Origin of the sequence: Streptomyces sp. RB17, from assembly GCF_009604455.1 — a bacterium.
Taxonomy (GTDB): Bacteria; Actinomycetota; Actinomycetes; order Streptomycetales; family Streptomycetaceae; genus Streptomyces.
Genome location: NZ_WEGL01000004.1, coordinates 231,406 through 249,918 on the forward strand (window position 1 = coordinate 231,406; position 18,513 = coordinate 249,918).

At 68.7% G+C, this 18,513-nt stretch carries 11 protein-coding genes; 8 read left to right on the forward strand and 3 right to left on the reverse strand.

Annotated elements, in window-relative coordinates:
* Positions 1-62: 62 nt before the first annotated feature.
* A complete protein-coding gene (locus SRB17_RS19005; RefSeq protein WP_153540264.1) occupies positions 63-1,094 on the forward strand; it encodes an alanine racemase in 1,032 nt (343 codons plus the stop codon).
* Between the two features lie 81 nt (positions 1,095-1,175).
* On the opposite strand, the gene SRB17_RS19010 is transcribed toward SRB17_RS19005, so the two are convergent.
* Together SRB17_RS19010 and SRB17_RS19015 are read right to left on the reverse strand one after the other, a co-directional pair.
* The gene (locus SRB17_RS19010; RefSeq protein WP_194294056.1) at positions 1,176-2,720 is read right to left on the reverse strand and encodes a glycosyltransferase family 87 protein; all 1,545 of its coding nucleotides are present in this window, start codon (positions 2,718-2,720) and stop codon (positions 1,176-1,178) included.
* A gap of 129 nt (positions 2,721-2,849) precedes the next feature.
* Positions 2,850-5,549, reverse strand: coding sequence for a transglycosylase domain-containing protein (locus tag SRB17_RS19015; protein WP_153540268.1), 2,700 nt, complete (start codon positions 5,547-5,549; stop codon positions 2,850-2,852).
* 395 nt (positions 5,550-5,944) lie between these two features.
* On the opposite strand from SRB17_RS19015, the gene SRB17_RS19020 reads away from it, so the two are divergent.
* The 4 genes from SRB17_RS19020 (at position 5,945) to SRB17_RS19035 (ending at position 9,826) form a co-directional block, all read left to right on the forward strand.
* Positions 5,945-6,622 carry a PadR family transcriptional regulator gene (locus SRB17_RS19020; protein WP_153540270.1) on the forward strand — a complete coding sequence of 226 codons (678 nt, stop codon included), beginning with the start codon at positions 5,945-5,947 and terminating at the stop codon, positions 6,620-6,622.
* Positions 6,623-6,665: 43 nt separating this feature from the next.
* Positions 6,666-7,748: an inositol-3-phosphate synthase gene (locus tag SRB17_RS19025; protein ID WP_153540273.1), complete on the forward strand. Its 1,083-nt coding sequence runs from the start codon at positions 6,666-6,668 to the stop codon at positions 7,746-7,748.
* Positions 7,749-7,944: 196 nt separating this feature from the next.
* Positions 7,945-9,207: an MFS transporter gene (locus tag SRB17_RS19030; protein WP_153540275.1), complete on the forward strand. Its 1,263-nt coding sequence runs from the start codon at positions 7,945-7,947 to the stop codon at positions 9,205-9,207.
* Between the two features lie 277 nt (positions 9,208-9,484).
* Positions 9,485-9,826, forward strand: a complete 342-nt coding sequence (locus SRB17_RS19035; RefSeq protein ID WP_194294057.1) for a hypothetical protein — start codon at positions 9,485-9,487, stop codon at positions 9,824-9,826.
* A gap of 111 nt (positions 9,827-9,937) precedes the next feature.
* Here SRB17_RS19035 and SRB17_RS19040 read toward each other — a convergent pair whose 3' ends face one another.
* Positions 9,938-11,404 carry a CCA tRNA nucleotidyltransferase gene (locus SRB17_RS19040; protein ID WP_323375906.1) on the reverse strand — a complete coding sequence of 489 codons (1,467 nt, stop codon included), beginning with the start codon at positions 11,402-11,404 and terminating at the stop codon, positions 9,938-9,940.
* A gap of 277 nt (positions 11,405-11,681) precedes the next feature.
* On the opposite strand from SRB17_RS19040, the gene SRB17_RS19045 reads away from it, so the two are divergent.
* The 3 genes from SRB17_RS19045 to SRB17_RS19055 all read left to right on the forward strand — a co-directional run bounded on the left by SRB17_RS19045 (position 11,682) and on the right by SRB17_RS19055 (position 18,288).
* The gene (locus SRB17_RS19045) at positions 11,682-14,063 is read left to right on the forward strand and encodes a DUF6049 family protein (RefSeq protein ID WP_323375908.1); all 2,382 of its coding nucleotides are present in this window, start codon (positions 11,682-11,684) and stop codon (positions 14,061-14,063) included.
* 45 nt (positions 14,064-14,108) lie between these two features.
* Complete coding sequence (gene murJ / locus SRB17_RS19050; RefSeq protein ID WP_153540277.1) at positions 14,109-16,469, forward strand: murein biosynthesis integral membrane protein MurJ; 2,361 nt, start codon at positions 14,109-14,111, stop codon at positions 16,467-16,469.
* A 118-nt stretch (positions 16,470-16,587) separates the two neighbouring features.
* Positions 16,588-18,288 (forward strand): protein kinase family protein, encoded by a 1,701-nt coding sequence (locus SRB17_RS19055; protein ID WP_323375910.1) that lies wholly within the window; start codon positions 16,588-16,590, stop codon positions 18,286-18,288.
* Positions 18,289-18,513 lie beyond the last annotated feature (225 nt).

An 18,513-nucleotide genomic window follows, 5' to 3' on the forward strand; every position in this document is an offset into this window, starting at 1 on the left:
AGGGTTCACAGCTTTCGCACCTCTGATACACCGCAGCCACGAGAAAGGTTCCGGGTCCGGCCATGGCGCTCACGCTCTACGTCGACACCGCGCGCTGGCGGGCGCACCACAAGCACGTGCAGGAGCAGTTCCCGGGCCTCGTCCCGGTCTGCAAGGGCAACGGCTACGGCTTCGGGCACGAGCGGCTGGCGGAGGAGGCCACGCGGCTGGGCTCGGACCTGCTCGCCGTCGGCACGACCTACGAGGCCGCGCGCACCAAGGACTTCTTCGGTGGTGACCTGCTGGTGCTGACGCCGTACCGGCGCGGCGAGGAGCCCGTGCCGCTGCCCGACCGGGTGGTGCGTTCGGTGTCGTCGGTCGACGGCGTGTACGGCCTCGTCGGCGCACGCGTCGTCATCGAGGTGATGTCCTCGATGAAGCGGCACGGCATCAGCGAGCAGGACCTGCCGCAGCTGCACCAGGCCATAGAGAACGTCCGGCTGGAGGGCTTCGCCATCCATCTGCCGCTGGACCGTACCGACGGCTCGGACGCCGTCGAGGAGGTCATCGGCTGGATGGACCGGCTGCGCGCGGCCCGGCTGCCGCTGCACACGATGTTCGTCAGCCACCTCAAGGCCGACGACCTCACCCGGCTCCAGCAGCAGTTCCCGCAGACCCGGTTCCGCGCCCGCATCGGCACCCGGCTCTGGCTGGGGGACCACGAGGCCACCGAGTACCGCGGTGCCGTCCTGGACGTCACGCGTGTCGCCAAGGGCGACCGGTTCGGCTACCGGCAGCAGAGGGCGGCCTCCGACGGCTTCCTAGTGGTCGTGGCGGGCGGTACGTCGCACGGGGTGGGCCTGGAGGCCCCGAAGGCCCTCCACGGCGTCATGCCGCGCGCCAAGGGCGTCGCACGGGCCGGCCTCGCCACGGTCAACCGGAACCTTTCTCCGTTCGTCTGGGGCGGCAAGCAGCGCTGGTTCGCCGAGCCGCCGCACATGCAGGTGTCGATCCTGTTCGTCCCCTCGGACGCGCCGGAGCCGAAGGTCGGCGACGAACTGGTCGCCCATCTGCGGCACACCACCACGCAGTTCGACCGGCTCGTGGACCACTGAGTCAGGCCCATGACAGCGCGAAGGCCGTACACGCACCCCGCGTGTACGGCCTTCTTCATGGCCTTCCGACGGTGCGTTCGCTCAGAGCGAACGGTCCTCGAGGGACGGCGGTTCCGGTCTCCCCCAGTCCACCTGAGGTCCCTCGAAGTGGGCGGCGTGCCGCGGCGGATGGGCTGCTGCGCCGAGCACGAAGACGTCCTGCGCGCCGTCGAGCACCCCGCCCGAGGGGTCGTCGTCGCCCGACCGTCGCACCACGTCGCGCTCCGGCATGAGAATGTCCCGTACGACGACGGCACACAGGTAGAGCGTGCCCACCAGGTGCAGCACGATCGCCCAGTGGTAGCCCTGCGTCGGCAGGCCCTTGTGGGCGTCGCCGCTGGTCGTGTAGGCGAGGTACATCCAGATGCCCAGGAAGTACGCCACCTCACAGGCCTGCCAGATCAGGAAGTCGCGCCACTTGGGCCGGGCAAGGACCGCGAGCGGCACCAGCCACAGGACGTACTGCGGTGAGTAGACCTTGTTGGTGACGATGAAGGCCGCCACGATCAGGAAGGCCAGCTGGGCGAAGCGCGGCCGGCGCGGCGCGGTGAACGCCAGCGCGGCGATCCCGAGGAAGCACAGCACCACCAGCACCATTGCGACGGTGTTCACAAAGCCCGTGCTGGGCGGGTTGGTGGAGTTCTGCGCCCAGATCAGCCAGAACGAGCCGAAGTCGACGCCCCGTTCCTGGCTGAACGTGTAGAACTTCGACCAGCCCTGGAAGGCGAAGAGCATCACCGGCAGGTTCACCACGAGCCAGGCGATCAGCGCGCCGCCCACGGCCTGGGTGAACTCCCGCCACTTGCCGGCCCGCCAGCACAGCACGAGCAACGGGCCCAGCAGGAACACGGGATAGAGCTTGGCGGCCGTGGCGAGGCCCAGGAGGACACCGAAGGCGACGGGACGACTCCGGGACCACATCAGCATCGCAGCGGCCGTGAGTGCCACCGCCAACAGGTCCCAGTTGATCGTCGCGGTGAGCACGAGGGCGGGCGCCAGGGCGACCAGCAGGCCGTCCCAGGGGCGCCGGCGGTGGGTGCGGGCCACGCAGACGGCGATGACGGCCGCGCACACCATCAGCATCCCGGCGTTGACGAACCAGTACCACTGCTCCTGGTGCTGGATGGAGCCGCTGTGCGGGGTCAGCCAGGACGCCACCTCCATGAACACGCCGGTCAGCACGGGGTATTCGAGGTAGCCCATGCCGCCGGACATGTCGTCCGGGAGTCTGTCGAAGTACGGCACGAGATGGTCGGCGAACCCGCGACCCTGGTAGAGGTGCGGGATGTCCGAGTAGCAGGCCTTCGTGTACTGACTGCTCGCGCCGAAGAACCAGGCGCTGTGGTAGCAGGGCGCCTTCTGGACCAGGCCGAGGGCGAACATTCCGATGGCCACGAGCGCGACCACCCGGACGGGCGTCCACCAGGAGGTCCCGAGGAGGGCGCGCCGCCCCAGGGGACCGCCGATCAGCTCACTGCCGGCCCGGGCGATCTCGTCCTCACTGGTCGGCCGCACCGGCTCTGCCGTGGCGGGCCGCACGGGCTCGGGCTCGTGCATGCTCGCGGGCGTCATCTCTGCACTGGGCATGGGCCACATCCTGCCGTACCCGCCTAGGAAAACGCCGAGGGCCGCCGCACCTGGTAGGTGCGGCGGCCCATGTTTCACGTGAAACACCCTTGGCGGGCCATATGGCCGCCAACCGGTCAGGCTCGGTGGCTAACCGGTCGGACCGGCGAAGATGCCTCCGTTGCCGTTACCCCGGGTGTTGCCTCCGGTCCCGGACGTATCCGTGACGGAGGGCGACGGGGAGGTGCCTCCGTCAGTGCCGCCCGTGTTCGTGCCCCCGGTGGTGTCGCACTTCCAGCTCCAGCCGTTGCACGTCTGGCTCGCCGACGGCGAGGGCGATGTGGACGGCTCGCTGGCCGAGGGGCTCGGCGACGGACTCTGCGTCTGACTCTGAGTGACCGAAGGGCTCGGCGTCGGGCTCGGGTCGGCGTTGATCACCTTGCCGATGGGCTGCGGAGGCGGGAAATTCTTCACCGGCTCGCCCTGCAGCGCCTCGGCCATGTAGTCGTGCCAGATCTCGGCCGGGAACGAGGCACCATGGATCTTCTCCTGGCCACCGGTCCCGTACATCTCCAGGAACTTCCGCTGCTTGTTGTTCGCGTTGTCGTCCAGGCGGAACATGCTGATCGCGGTGGACAACTGCGGGGTGTAGCCCACGAACCAGGCGGACTTGTTGCCGTCCGTGGTACCGGTCTTACCGGCCACCTCACGGCCCGGAAGCTGCGCGTTGGTACCGGTTCCCTTGTCGACCACCGTCTTCAGCACGTCGGTGACGTTGTCCGCCACCAGCGGGGTGAAGGCGTCCTTGGGCGCTGCCTCGTGCTTGAAGACCTGCCCATCCTTGCTCTCGACCCTTTCGACCGAGTAGGGGTCGTTCTGCTGGCCACTGGCCGCGAAGGTGGCATAGGCACCGGCCATGCGGATCGCGCTCGGGTCGGAGGTACCGATCGAGAACGACGGGAAGTGGGAGCTGGCGAGGCTGCCCTTGAGGAGGCCCGCGTCCAGCGCCGTCTGCTCGACCTTGTCCAGGCCGACGTCCATGCCCAGCTGGACGTACGCGGAGTTGACCGAGAGCCGCATGGCCTCACGAAGGTCGATCTTGTAGCTGGGCGGATTGACGGACTCGTTGCCGTCGTTCGTCTGGAGCCACTCCTTGCCGTCCTTGTCCGTCCAGACCGACCCGTCGTACTCCTTGATCTTGAGCTTGTTCTTACCGCTGTAGATGCTCTTGGGGGAGACCTGGGTGCGCTCGTCCTGAGCCTGCTCCTTGGGCCCATCCGGATTCCGCACGCCCCACTTCATGGCCGCCGCCAGCACGAACGGCTTGAAGGTCGAACCCACCTGGGCGCCGGTCGCGTCGGCGTTGTCGGTGAAGTGCCTGGTCGCGTCCTCACCGCCGTAGATGGCCTTGATGGCACCCGACGACGGGTCCACCGAGGCACCGCCGAACTGGACGTGTGTGTCGGTCTTCGGTCGCTGCTTGGGCTTGATGTTCGCCTTCTGGACGTTCGTGACCGCGGTCTCGAGCTCCTTGACCTTCTTCTTGTCGAAGGTCGTGTAGATCCGGTAACCGCCCTGCTGGAGCTTGTCCGCTGTGATCCCGGTTTTGTCGCTGTTGTTGACCAGGTAGGACTTGGCGAGGTCGACCAGGTAGCCGATCTGGCCGCTCAGCCGGCTGTTCGAGCGCGGGTTCTGCACCTGCGGGAGAGTGGTGTACTGGGCCCGGTCCGCGGCGCTCAGATGGCCGTACTTGACCATCTTGTCGAGGGTGTCCTGCATCTGCGCCAGGGCACGCTTCTTGTTCGCATCCGGAGTGGCAGACGGGTCGAGCGAGGTCGCGCCCGCCGGGTCGTAGTACGTGGCACCCTTCAGCATCGCCGCCAGGAAGGCGCACTCGCCCGGGTTCAGGTCCTTGGCGTCCTTGTTGAAGTAGGCGCGGGAGGCCGCCTCGATACCGTAGGCGCCCCGGCCGAAGTACGCCGAGTTCAGGTAGCCGGCCATGATCTGGTCCTTCGGGACCGTGGCGCCGACCTTGATCGCGACGAAGATCTCCTTGAACTTGCGGGTGATGGTCTGGGACTGGTCGTCCAGCATGGCGTTCTTGACGTACTGCTGGGTGATCGTCGAGCCACCCTGGGTCTGACCGCCCCGGGCCATGTTGAAGAGGGCGCGCGCGATCCCGTTCGGGTCCACGCCGCTGTCGGTCTCGAAGGTCTTGTTCTCCTGCGAGATGACGGCGTAGCGCATCTCCTTGGGGATGTCCGCGTAGTTGATGATCTGGCGGTTGACCTCACCGCCGGTGGCGACCATCACCGAACCGTCGGACCAATAGAAGACGTTGTTCTGCGCCGTCGCCGTCTTCGCTATGTCGGGCACGCTGACCATCGCGTACCCGATGCCCGCCACGGCCACCAGGCTTCCGATGAAGCCGATGAACAGACCCGACACGAGCTTCCAGGACGGGACCCAGCGCTGCCAGCCGTACTTGTCGGCCCTGGGGTAGTCGATGATCCGCTTTCTGCCGGGTGCCGTCGTCGCGCGTCCTCTGCCGCGCCCGGGCCCGGTCGGGCCGCCTCGCCGACCACCCGGGCCCGCGTTGTCTGCGCCTCTGCGGCGGCTGCCTTTCTGCGCCGCCCGGCGGGCCTCGGCTCGGCCGCCGTAGGGACGCTCCTCACCTCCCGGACCGCTGGCACCCGACCTATAGGAACTGGACCCATAGGAGTCGGCTGGAGACCCGGTGGCGCCTCGCGGTGCCGCACGGCGACCGGAGGACGAACCGGACTGGCCGCGTCGGGCCGCGGCACGTCCGCCTCCCTGCGGCTGCGGCGGTTTGCGACGGTGCTCGCTCATCGAACGACTACTCCTCGGGCAGGCGCATCCGTGCGCGCCTGGAACGGCGGCTGGTTTCCGGTCCCCCCGAAGTACGGATGTGGTCGGTCCTGCATTCACCCGTACTGCACCGGGGACGATGACGCTCCCCGGGCGTCACTCGGTTCCCGGTGGATTGCATGCCGCACAGACTACGCACCGCCAAAACCCGCCGAGCCCGAAGTTCACCCCAAAACAGGCAACCCGCACCGTGTGAATCGGTGATGTGATCCCGTTCACCACCGTCCCTCTTGTCGCCCGCGGACGGTCGTTCTATCGTCGTGATGTATCGAGTCGATACATCAGCGCGAGATAAAGACGCTGAGAGGCACTGCGAGACCCGCATGAGCGATCAGCGGGACCGAGAGGAGGCGACGATGAGCCGACGTTCCGGCATCCTCGAGTTCGCCGTGCTCGGCCTGCTGCGCGAGTCCCCGATGCACGGCTATGAGCTGCGCAAACGACTCAACACGTCCCTGGGTGTGTTCCGGGCGTTCAGCTACGGAACGCTGTATCCCTGCCTGAAGACGCTGGTCGCCAACGGCTGGTTGATCGAGGAACCGGGCAGCACCCATGAGGACCCCGCTCCGCTCGCCGGACGCCGAGCGAAGATCGTGTATCGATTGACGGCAGATGGTAAGGAGCACTTCGAGCAGCTGCTCTCGCAGACCGGCCCCGACGCGTACGAGGACGAGCACTTCGCCGCACGCTTCGCCTTTTTCGGGCAGACGTCGCGCGATGTGCGTATGCGCGTGCTGGAGGGCCGGCGCAGCCGCCTCGAGGAGCGCCTGGAGAAGATGCGGGCCTCCCTGGCGCGCACGCGGGAGCGCCTCGACGACTACACACTCGAGCTCCAGCGCCACGGAATGGAGTCCGTGGAGCGCGAAGTGCGCTGGCTGAACGAGCTCATCGAGAGCGAGCGGGCCGGGCGGGATCTGAAGGGTTCCGCGTCCGGGGGGTCCGCTCAGCAGGACACCACCACTGGATCGACGGGCGGCCTGCCCCGTCGCGGGGACACCCCCCGGACGGATCCGCCCGGCGACACCGCCACGTGAGACCCACTCAGGGCCTCACTCGTACACACAGGGAGCAACCGGAATGGGTTCGGTTCGCGTAGCCATCGTCGGCGTGGGCAACTGCGCCGCGTCGCTGGTGCAGGGAGTCGAGTACTACAAGGACGCCGACCCGGCGTCGAAGGTCCCCGGCCTGATGCACGTGCAGTTCGGTGACTACCACGTGCGCGACGTCGAGTTCGTCGCCGCGTTCGACGTCGACGCCAAGAAGGTCGGCCTCGACCTCGCGGACGCGATCGGCGCCTCCGAGAACAACACGATCAAGATCTGCGACGTGCCCAGCACCGGTGTCACCGTGCAGCGCGGCCACACCCTCGACGGCCTCGGCAAGTACTACCGCCAGACGATTGAGGAGTCCGACGCCGAGCCGGTCGACGTCGTCCAGATCCTGAAGGACAAGCAGGTCGACGTCCTGGTCTGCTACCTGCCGGTCGGCTCCGAGGACGCGGCGAAGTTCTACGCCCAGTGCGCCATCGACGCCAAGGTCGCCTTCGTCAACGCCCTCCCGGTCTTCATCGCCGGCACCAAGGAGTGGGCGGACAAGTTCACCGCGGCGGGCGTCCCGATCGTCGGTGACGACATCAAGTCCCAGGTCGGCGCCACCATCACGCACCGCGTCATGGCGAAGCTGTTCGAGGACCGCGGTGTCATCCTCGACCGCACGATGCAGCTGAACGTCGGCGGCAACATGGACTTCAAGAACATGCTCGAGCGCGAGCGCCTGGAGTCCAAGAAGATCTCCAAGACGCAGGCCGTCACCTCCCAGATCCCCGACCGGGACCTCGGCGAGAAGAACGTCCACATCGGCCCGTCCGACTACGTCGCCTGGCTGGACGACCGCAAGTGGGCCTACGTGCGCCTCGAGGGCCGCGCCTTCGGTGACGTCCCGCTGAACCTGGAGTACAAGCTCGAGGTCTGGGACTCCCCGAACTCCGCGGGTGTCATCATCGACGCCCTGCGCGCCGCGAAGATCGCCAAGGACCGCGGCATCGGCGGCCCGATCCTGTCGGCGTCCTCCTACTTCATGAAGTCCCCGCCGGTGCAGTACTTCGACGACGAGGCCCGCGAGAACGTCGAGAAGTTCATCCGCGGCGACGTCGAGCGCTAGCTCGACAAGGCCTGGCGCGCTAGCTCGGCAAGGCGTGGCGCGCCAGTTCGACAAGGCGTGGCGCGCCAGTTCGCCGAGGCACTGCGCGCCACGACGCCTGATGGCGATCGCTCGCACGAGAACGCTCCTGCCAGGGCTGTGAAGGTCCCCGGGTTCCCTGACCCGGGGACCTTCCGCATGTGTGAGGCTGTGCCCCATGCCCGTCGTCCGTGACCTGCGCGTCCTGTTGCGTCTGCGGTACTTCCGACGCCTGCTCTCCATCCGCCTCCTGTCCCAGGGCGCCGACGGCGTCTACCAGGTCGCGCTCGCCGCGTACGTCGTGTTCTCCCCGGAGAAACAGACCTCGGCCACCGCCGTCGCCTCGGCGATGGCGGTCCTGCTGCTCCCCTATTCGCTGGTCGGCCCGTTCGCGGGCGTGCTGCTGGACCGCTGGCGACGGCGGCAGGTCTTCGTCCACGGCAATCTGCTGCGTGCTCTGCTGGCCGCGGTCACCGCCGTGCTGATGGTCAGCCAGGTCCCGAGCTGGCTCTTCTACGTCTCGGCGCTGTGCGTCACGGCCGTCAACCGTTTCGTCCTCGCCGGGCTGTCCGCCTGCCTGCCGCGTGTGGTGGACCCCGAGCGTCTGGTGCTCGCCAACTCCCTGTCCCCGACGGCCGGAACACTCGCCGCGACCGCGGGCGGCGGTCTCGCCTTCGCCGTACGGCTCGTGGCGTCCGGCTCCGACGCCGCGGTGGTACTCCTCGGCGCCTTCCTCTATCTGTGCGCCGCTCTGACATCCCTGACCATGCCTCCTGCGCTCCTCGGTCCCGACCGGCAGCCGACACGGCCGCGCATGGCCACCGCCCTCACCGAGACGGCACGCGAGCTCACGGCAGCCGTCCGTCATCTCGCTGCACCGCGACGCAGGGAAGCGGCGTGGGCGCTGGCCGCGATGACACTGATGCGTTTCTGCTACGGCGCGCTCCTGGTCCTTCTGCTGATGCTGTGCCGGTACGCCCTCTCCGCGAGCCCCGAAGGCGGGCTCCGGCTGCTCGGCCTCGCGCTGGCACTGTCGGGTGCGGGATTCTTCGCGGCGGCCGCGGTGACGCCGTGGGCGGCGGGACGCCTCGGCCCGGGGCGCTGGATCGTGGTGTGCTCCGGCGCCGCCGCCGTGCTGGAGCCCGCCCTCGGCCTCCCGTTCGCCACCGGGCCCCTCTTGGTCGCGGCCTTCGTCCTGGGGCTGATCACCCAGGGAGCAAAGATCTCCACGGACACGATCGTCCAGGCCACCGTCGACGACGGCTTCCGCGGCCGGATCTTCTCCGTGTACGACGTGCTGTTCAACGTGGCCTTCGTCGGGGCGGCCGGAGTGGCGGCCTTGATGCTGCCGCCGGACGGGCGCTCGGCGACGCTGGTCGTCTCCGTCGCCATCATCTACGGCGCAGTTGCTGGGGCTATGGCCCGCTTTGCACGCCGGTGAGTGTCACATCAAAGCCACAGAGTCCCCCTGAGCTACAGGAGTGCCAGGAGAGCCCGGTAATTTACGTGCGTCTTACGCGCCGCTTATGTGCGCTGCTCACCAACTCTCCTAGGGGGACCCCCAAGTGACGACTCCGCCGCCCCAGGGCCAGAACCCATTTGCACAGGGCCAGCAGGCGTACGGCCATCCGACGGCTCCGTACCCTCCGCAGGGCGGTTACCCGCAGCAGCCGGGCCAGCCCGGGTTTCCCCAGCAGGGCACCCCAGCGTATGCGCCGGTGCCTCCTCAGCGGCCGAAGCGCAGCGTCCGGCAGTACCTGCGCATAGCCGGTGTCGTCGTCGGCCTCATCGTCATAGCCGGCGGCTGGTACTTCAACCGCCCTGACGACACCAAGAAGTTGGCTGTCGGTGACTGCCTGACGAACAAGGGATCCGACAGCGACCCGAAGATCGAGCAACTGGACTGCGGCGACGCGAAGGCGGACTACAAGGTGCTCAAGAAGGACGGCAGCACCAGCATCGCCCAGCTCGCGTGCCAGTCGGTCAAGGGAACGACCGCGGCCATCGAGTGGAAAGAAGACAGCGACTCGTTCGTCCTCTGCCTGGGAGACAACAAGTAGCGCTTGAGTATGCGGAGGGGGTGATGTTTCACGTGAAACATCACCCCCTCCGGTGCGCTCGGTCCGGGCCGGTGTTTCACGTGAAACATCGGCGAACCCGCCCAGCAGAGATCAGCTCTGCTCGGCCCACCAGTCCTGAAGAGCCTTCACCGCCGCGTCATGCTCCATCGGCCCGTTCTCCAGACGCAGCTCCAGCATGTGTTTGTACGCCTTGCCGACGACGGGTCCCGGGCGGACCCCCAGGATCTCCATGATCTGGTTGCCGTCGAGGTCCGGGCGGATGGCGTCCAGCTCCTCCTGCTCCTGCAGCTGGGCAATGCGCTGTTCCAGGCCGTCGTAGGCCCGGGACAGCGCGGCCGCCTTGCGCTTGTTGCGGGTGGTGCAGTCCGAGCGGGTCAGCTTGTGCAGGCGATCCAGCAGCGGGCCCGCGTCACGGACATAGCGACGCACCGCCGAGTCCGTCCACTCCCCGGTGCCGTAGCCGTGGAAGCGCAGATGCAGTTCGACCAGCCGTGAGACGTCCTTCACCAGCTCGTTGGAGTACTTCAAGGCGGTCATGCGCTTCTTGGTCATCTTGGCGCCGACCACCTCGTGGTGGTGGAACGAGACCCGGCCGTCCTTCTCGAAGCGACGCGTGCGCGGCTTGCCGATGTCATGCAGCAGCGCGGCCAGCCGCAGCGTGAGGTCGGGGCCCTCCTGCTCCAGCGCGATCGCCTGCTCCAGGACGATCAGTGTGTGGTCGTAGACGTCCTTGTGCCGGTGGTGCTCGTCCCGCTCCAGGCGCAGCGCCGGCAGCTCGGGCAGCACATGGTCGGCGAGTCCGGTCTCGACGAGCAGGGCCAGCCCCTCGCGCGGGTGCGCGGAAAGGATCAGCTTGTTCAGTTCGTCCCGGACCCGCTCGGCCGAGACGATCTCGATACGTCCGGCCATCTCCGTCATCGCGGTGACGACCTCGGGGGCGACCACGAAGTCCAGCTGGGCGGCGAACCGGGCGGCCCGCATCATCCGCAGCGGGTCGTCCGAAAAGGACTCCTCGGGCGTGCCCGGCGTCCGCAGCACGCGCGCCGCGAGATCCTCCAGGCCACCGTGCGGGTCGATGAACTCCTTCTCCGGCAGCGCCACGGCCATCGCGTTGACCGTGAAGTCCCGGCGGACAAGATCCTCCTCGATGGAGTCGCCGTACGACACCTCGGGCTTGCGCGAGGTGCGGTCGTAGGCCTCCGACCGGTAGGTGGTGATCTCGATCTGGAACTGCCAGTCAGTGCCTCCGACACGGGCAGCCTTCTGCGCGCCGACGGTGCCGAAGGCGATGCCGACCTCCCAGACGGCGTCCGCCCAGGGACGGACGATCTTCAGTACGTCCTCGGGGCGGGCGTCGGTCGTGAAGTCCAGGTCGTTGCCGAGCCGGCCGAGCAGCGCATCCCGCACCGACCCGCCGACCAGGGCAAGGGAGAATCCTGCCTCCTGGAATCGACGGGCAAGATCGTCGGCGACGGGGGCCACCCGCAGCAGCTCGGCGACCGCGCGGTGCTGCGCCTGACTCAGGGCGGAGGGAGTGTCTTCGTTGGGGTTCGGCACAACAGAACAGGGTACGTGCCCCGGCGACCAGGGGCGCCCTCCATTTGGCCGAGGGGCGGCCCGCCGGCACCGGCCCTGGACAGCTCCCTTCATACCCCCCGTAAGCACTGCCCTCGCGGCGTACGGAAGCTCTCCACTCGATACTGGATATAGAGGACGGGACGCCGGTGTTCTTCGATCTTGTGACGTAGACCGCGGCACTTCCCCTCAGCGCGCATCGTTACCATGCGTGGACGCACATTCCGACGACCACTGACGACGAGGGACGGGCGAGCGCGTGGCCGAGGCGGCTGAATTCCAGGGGATTGGTGCCTCACCTGCCCGCCGGTGGCTGCGACGCGCCGGCGCGCTGCTCGCTGGTGCGCCGCTGCTGGCCGGGCTGCTCCAGTTGCCCGCCGCGGCGCCCGCCCAGGCCGCCTCCTCGGGCACGGTGTCCGTCTCCCTGGACTCGCTGACCCCCAGCGCCCCCACGGACGGCGACACGCTGACCGTGTCCGGCACCGTGACCAACAACGGCAAGCAGACGGTCACCGGCGCGCACGTGGACCTGCGGGTGGGCCCCATGCTGACCACCCGCTCGGGGATCGACTCCGTCGTCCAGCACTCCGACGACCTGGTGGGCGAAACCGGCTCCGAGGTCGGCGGCTCGTACGAGGAGAAGTTCGCGAAGCTGTCTCCGGGCGTCGCGGAGCACTTCAGCATCTCCGTCCCCGTGGACAAGCTCGACCTCGGCAACGACGGCGTCTACGCGTTCGGTGTCTCCCTCTCCGGCCAGACCGCCGCCCAGCCCTGGGACCAGATGCTCGGCATCCAGCGGACGTTCCTGCCGTGGCAGCCGTCCGAGGCCGACACCAAGACGAAGACGACGTACCTGTGGCCGTTGATCTCCACGGTCCACATGACGGCCAAGACGGGCGCCGGCGAGCTCCAGACGCCGGTGTTCCGCAACGACGACCTGGCCAAGGAACTCGCGCCGGGCGGCCGACTGGCCCAGATGGTGGACCTGGGCAAGGACCTGGACGTCACCTGGGTGATCGACCCGGACCTGCTGGCCTCGGTGGACGCGATGGCGACCGGTAACTACCGGCTGCCGGGAGGCGGGGGCACCACCACGCCGGGCCCGAAGGAGCACCAGGCGCTCGCCAAGCAGTGGCTGGCGAACCTGCAGAAGGCGGTGACCGGCAAGGAGGTCGTCGCGCTGCCCTTCGCCGACCCGGACCTGGCATCTCTCGCGCACAACGGCACCAGCGTCACCGGCTCGCTCAGCCATCTCAAGGACGCCACCGACGTCGCCGCCACCACCGTCAAGACCGTGCTCCACGTCACGCCGAGCACCGACTTCGCCTGGCCGGTGGAGGGCGCCGTGGACCCGGCGATCATGAAGGTCGCGACCTCCGCCGGGGCCGACCGCGTGATCGCCCGCAGCGACAGCCTCCAGGAGACCGCCGGGCTGCCGTACACGCCCTCCGCCGCCCGACCGGTCGGCGGCGGCACCACGGCGGTGGTCTCCGACGCCCGGCTGTCCACGGCCTTCGAGGGTGACCTGACGAAGGCGGACTCGGCCACGCTCGCCGTGCAGGAGTTCCTGGCGCAGAGCCTCGAGGTGAACGCGCAGACCGACAAGCAGCGCAGCATCGTGGTCGCCCCGCAGCGCATGCCCACTGCGAGCCAGGCACAGGCGATGGCGGCGGCGCTGAAGGCGGTCCAAGGCGGGAACTGGTCCCAGTCCCAGGACCTCTCCGCAGCGGCCAAGGACAAGCCGGACCCGAACGCCACCACGCGTATCCCGTCGGGTTCCGCCTACCCCTCCTCGCTGCGCTCGCAGGAACTGCCGCGAACGGCCTTCGAGCAGATCGCGCGCACCCAGGACAAGCTCGACAGCTTCCAGGTGATCCTCTCCGACCAGTCCCGCGTCGTCACGCCGTTCGGGCGGGCCATAAACCGTGAGATGTCCACGTCGTGGAGCGGCAGGAGCGGTGCGGCCGAGAGCTACCGGGACGGCGTGGAGCAGTGGCTGGACGAGCTCGCCGACCAGGTCAAGCTGATCGACAAGTCGGAGACCAAGCTCTCCGGGCGCAGCGCCACCATCCCGGTGACCGTCCAGAACAACCTCGTCCAGCCGGTCGGCCATCTGGTCCTGCGCCTCACCTCGACCATGCCGACCCGTCTGAAGATCGGCGGCAAGCCCTACTTCGAGCAGCCGGTGGAGATCTCCGGCGGACACAGTCAGTCCGTGAAGTTCACCACGTCGGCCAACGCCAACGGCCGGGTCACGGTGATCGCCCAGCTGTACACCGAGGACGGCCAGAAATACGGCGACCCGGTCAGCTTCGATGTGAAGGTCACCGAGATCACGCCCACTGTCATGCTGGTCATCGGCGGCGGTGTGCTCCTCCTCGTCCTCGCCGGTTTCCGGATGTACACCCAGCGCAAGCGCGCCTCCGCCCGCCAGGAGGAGGAGAACGGCCCCGACGCGGAGGAGCAGGCAGCCGAGGAGCCCGGGAACCCCGACACCCCCGCAGACCGTCTCCCGGAGGAACCGGAGGATTCCGGCTCTCCGACCGGGGCAGACGACCCGGAGCACCCGAGTGACCCCGCGCCGGACACCGCACCGGAAAGCCCCGACCCGTCCGGGACGGGTGAGAGAGTGGACCGTTGAGCGATGTCGTGGCCGCTGGGCCAGGGACGATGAGGTGGGGTAAGCATGAACGCGCCGTACGACGGTGATCGCGGCCAGGGCGCGGCCGGCTCGGGCTACCCCGAGACGCCGGAGCCCGGCCAGGTACCGCCGCAGCAGGCGGACATGTACCTCCAGGACGCCTACGACCAGGACCCCTACCGGGGGCACGACCTCGCCGCCCAGGACCCGGTCGCCGAGGCGCTCTACGACCGCGCCGCGCACCCGCCGCCCCCTCAGGGCGGCTACGGACAGCAGCCGCTCTATGGACAGCCCGCCCAGTCGCCGTACGCGCCCGACCCGCAGGTCTGGGCGCAGACGCCCGCGCCGGAGCCGGACGGTAAGGCCCCGCACCTGCCGTACGGCGACGATCCGCGCACGACCCAGTACGTGGGCGTGGACGATCTGGTCACGCACTCGGGCGAGGAGTACCACGAGCCGGACGCCTTCGCGCATCTCTTCAAGGACCAGCAGCAGGGCGGCGGGCAGGGGCCCATGGATCCGCCTGGCTACTCCCAGCCGACCGCCCCTGCGGGCACCGCGTACGGTCCCGCCGGCCAGTTCCCGGCGGCACCCGGCCAGGGCCCCCAGCAGGGCAACCCGTACACCGCTGCCGCCTACCCGGCCGCCCCGGGGAACCCGGCGCAGCCGCCCGTGCCCGCCCCGGCCGCCGCGCCGGATCCCGCCGGTCCGTACCGGGAGGCGGAGCCCGAGCCGGCGGCGGCTCCCACAGCGCCCGCCGCACCCGCGAAGAAGGGCGGCAAGGCCGGCGGGCTGCTGAAGTCCAGCGCCGTGATGGCGGCGGGCACGATGGTCTCCCGCCTCACCGGCTTCGTCCGCTCGGCGCTGATCGTCTCGGCGCTCGGCCTCGGCTTCCTCGGCGACTCCTTCCAGGTCGCCTACCAGCTGCCGACGATGATCTACATCCTCACCGTCGGCGGTGGTCTCAACTCGGTCTTCGTGCCGCAGCTGGTGCGGGCGATGAAGGAGGACGACGACGGCGGCGAGGCCTTCGCCAACCGCCTGCTGACCCTGGTGATGGTGGCCCTGGCCGCGCTGACCGCTCTCGCGATGTTCGGGGCGCCGCTGCTGGTGCGCCTGCTGTCCAACTCGGTCGCCTCCAACCCCGCGGCCAACGACGTGGCGGTCACTTTCACCCGCTACTTCCTGCCCTCGATCTTCTTCATGGGCGTCCATGTGGTGATGGGTCAGATCCTCAACGCCCGCGGGAAGTTCGGCGCGATGATGTGGACGCCGGTCCTGAACAACATCGTCATCATCGTGACGCTCGGCATGTTCATCTGGGTCTACGGCACCGCCGCGAACTCCCACATGAAGGTCACGAACATCCCGCCCGAGGGCCAGCGCCTGCTCGGCATCGGTGTGCTGCTCGGTCTGGTCGTCCAGGCGCTGGCGATGATCCCGTACCTGCGTGAGACGGGCTTCCGGATCCGGCCGCGGTTCGACTGGCGCGGCCACGGCCTGGGCAAGGCCGCGATGCTCGCCAAATGGACGGTCCTGTTCGTCCTGGCCAACCAGGCCGGCGCCATGATCGTCACCCAGCTGTCCACAACGGCAGGCAAGGAATCCGGCGTCGCGGGCACCGGCTTCGCCGCCTACGCCAACGCCCAGCTGATCTGGGGCCTGCCGCAGGCCATCATCACGGTGTCCCTCATGGCCGCCCTGCTGCCGCGCATCTCGCGCTCGGCCGCCGAGGGCGACGGCGGCGCGGTCCGCGACGACATCTCCCAAGGCCTGCGGACCACAGCGGTCGCCATCGTGCCGATCGCCTTCGGCTTCCTGTCGCTGGGCATCCCGATGTGCACGCTGATCTTCGGCTCCTCGGGCATCGGCGAGGCCACCAACATGGGCTACATGCTGATGGCCTTCGGTCTCGGCCTGGTCCCGTACTCGGTGCAGTACGTCGTCCTGCGCGCCTTCTACGCGTACGAAGACACTCGCACCCCCTTCTACAACACCGTCATCGTCGCCGCGGTCAACGCGGGCGCCTCGGCGCTCTGCTTCTTTCTGCTGCCGGCCCGCTGGGCGGTGGCCGGCATGGCGGCCGCGTACGGCCTGGCCTACGCGATCGGTGTGGGCGTCGCCTGGCGACGGCTGCGCAAGCGGCTCGGCGGTGACCTGGACGGCGTTCGGGTGATGCGGACGTACGCGCGCCTGTGCATCGCCTCGGTACCGGCGGCCCTGCTCAGCGGCGCGGCCTGCTACGGCATCGGGCACACCCTCGGTCAGGGCGTCATCGGCTCCTTCGCGGCGCTGATCGCCGGCGGGGCCGTTCTGCTCGGCATCTTCTTCGTCGCCGCCCGCCGGATGCGCATCGAGGAACTCAACTCGCTCGTGGGCATGGTCCGCGGGCGTCTGGGCCGCTGAGGCGGGGGTAGGCGCACAACCATCGTCCGCCGCCGTGTGTCGTGCATAGCGGCGGACTGTGGGCACAATTGGTTTCGGCGTCGGACAGCGTGCAACGGATGGGGAGGCAGGGACGACGGTGGCGGAACGGAGCACGGCTGCCGTCGACGTGGCAGACAACAGCGGTGAGCAGCCGCTGACCGCCAAGGCGGACCAGTCCACGGCCGACGGGGTGGCCAAGAACCCGGAGCGGGACACGGACAGCGACGAGGCACAGGGGAGCGGCGGGACCGAGGGTTCCGGAAAGAAGGCCTCGCCGCCCGAACTGCACAGCGGTCACAAGCTGGCCAGACGCTACCGGCTGGAGGAGTGCGTCACCCGTCTGGACGGATTCAGCAGCTGGCGTGCGGTCGACGAGAAGCTCCGTCGTGCCGTCGGCGTCCACATCCTGCCCGCACAGCATGTGCGGGCCCGTTCCGTCCTGGCCGCCGCCCGTTCCTCGGCGCTGCTCGGCGACCCGCGTTTCGTCCAGGTCCTCGACGCCGTCGAGGAGAACGACCTCGTCTACGTCGTGCACGAATGGCTGCCCGACGCCACCGAGCTGACCACGCTTCTCACGAACGGCCCACTGGAACCGCACGACGCCTACCAGATGGTCAGCCAGATCGGCTCCGCCATGGCCGCGGCGCACCGTGAGGGCCTCGCCCATCTCCGGCTCAACCCCAACGCTGTCCTGCGTACCTCGAGCGGCCAGTGGCGCATCCGGGGCCTCGCCGTGAACGCCGCGCTGCGCGGCATCAGCACCGACACCCCGCAGCGCGCCGACACCGAGGCGATCGGCGCCCTGCTGTACGCGGCGCTGACCCAGCGCTGGCCGTACGAGAGCGACGCCTACGGCCTGTCAGGGCTGCCCAAGGGCGTCGGCCTCATCGCACCGGACCAGGTGCGGGCCGGTGTTCACCGGGGCCTGTCCGAACTCTCCATGCGCGCACTCGCCAACGACGGAGCCACCGCCTCCCGTCACGAGGCCCCGTGCACCACGCCGGAGGAGCTGGTGAAGGCGATCGGCGAGATGCCGCGCATCCGGCCGCCGGAGCCGGCGTTCACGGCCCCTCCGGAGTACCAGCGCACGACCTATCAGCAGGGCACGTACGGCCGCCCGGCGCCGCGCCCTGGTGCCACCCAGCCCATCACCACCCCGCCGCCCCCGCTGCAGAGCCGTACCGGCAAGGTGCTGAAGTGGGCGGTTTCCGCCCTCCTCATCGCGGCCCTCGGCCTGGGCAGCTGGCAGTTGGCGGACGCTTTGATGGACCAGGGCGGCAAGTCCGACGACACCAACAAGAGCCAGCAGACGGACGACGGTGACAAGGGCGGCGCGAAGCCTGCTTCCGGCCGCCCCATTCCCATCAAGGGCGCGCGGGACTTCGACCCGTACAGCGACGACCACTCCGAAAACCCCGAGGACGTAACAAAGGCCTTCGACAACAACCCGGCCACCAACTGGGAGACGAGCTTCTACCTGAGCCCGGAGTTCGGCAATCTGAAGCCGGGCGTCGGCATGATTCTCGATCTCGGCAAGGTCCAGCAGGTCGGAACGGTGACCGTCAGCTTCGTGGGAGAGACCTCCGTCGAACTACGTGCCGCCGGGGCGGATGCGGGGTCGGAACCGACGTCCTTCGACGCCTACACCAAGGCTGCCAGCGGCTCGGGCACGACGGTGACACTCAAGCCCAACAAGTCCCTCAGGACCCAGTACCTCCTGGTATGGCTGACCAAGCTGCCCTCGGACGGGGGAGGCCACTGGCGAGGCAGAATGGCAGAGGTCAAGGTGACCAGCTGAGCTACGCACAAAGGGTGGGGGTTCCCTCAGTTAAGGGAACCCCCACGCTTTGTCAGGAGGTCAGCGGGCCTCCGTTCAGGCCGTGGTCATAATGTGCGCACTCGCCAATACTGCTGCGGCACCGAGAGATACCGCCCTCATAATCCCGCAAGAAACTCGCACCTCAGCCCGCATACAGATGAACCAAGCGGAACCAAGAAGACCCTAAAATCAAGTGGATCTTGC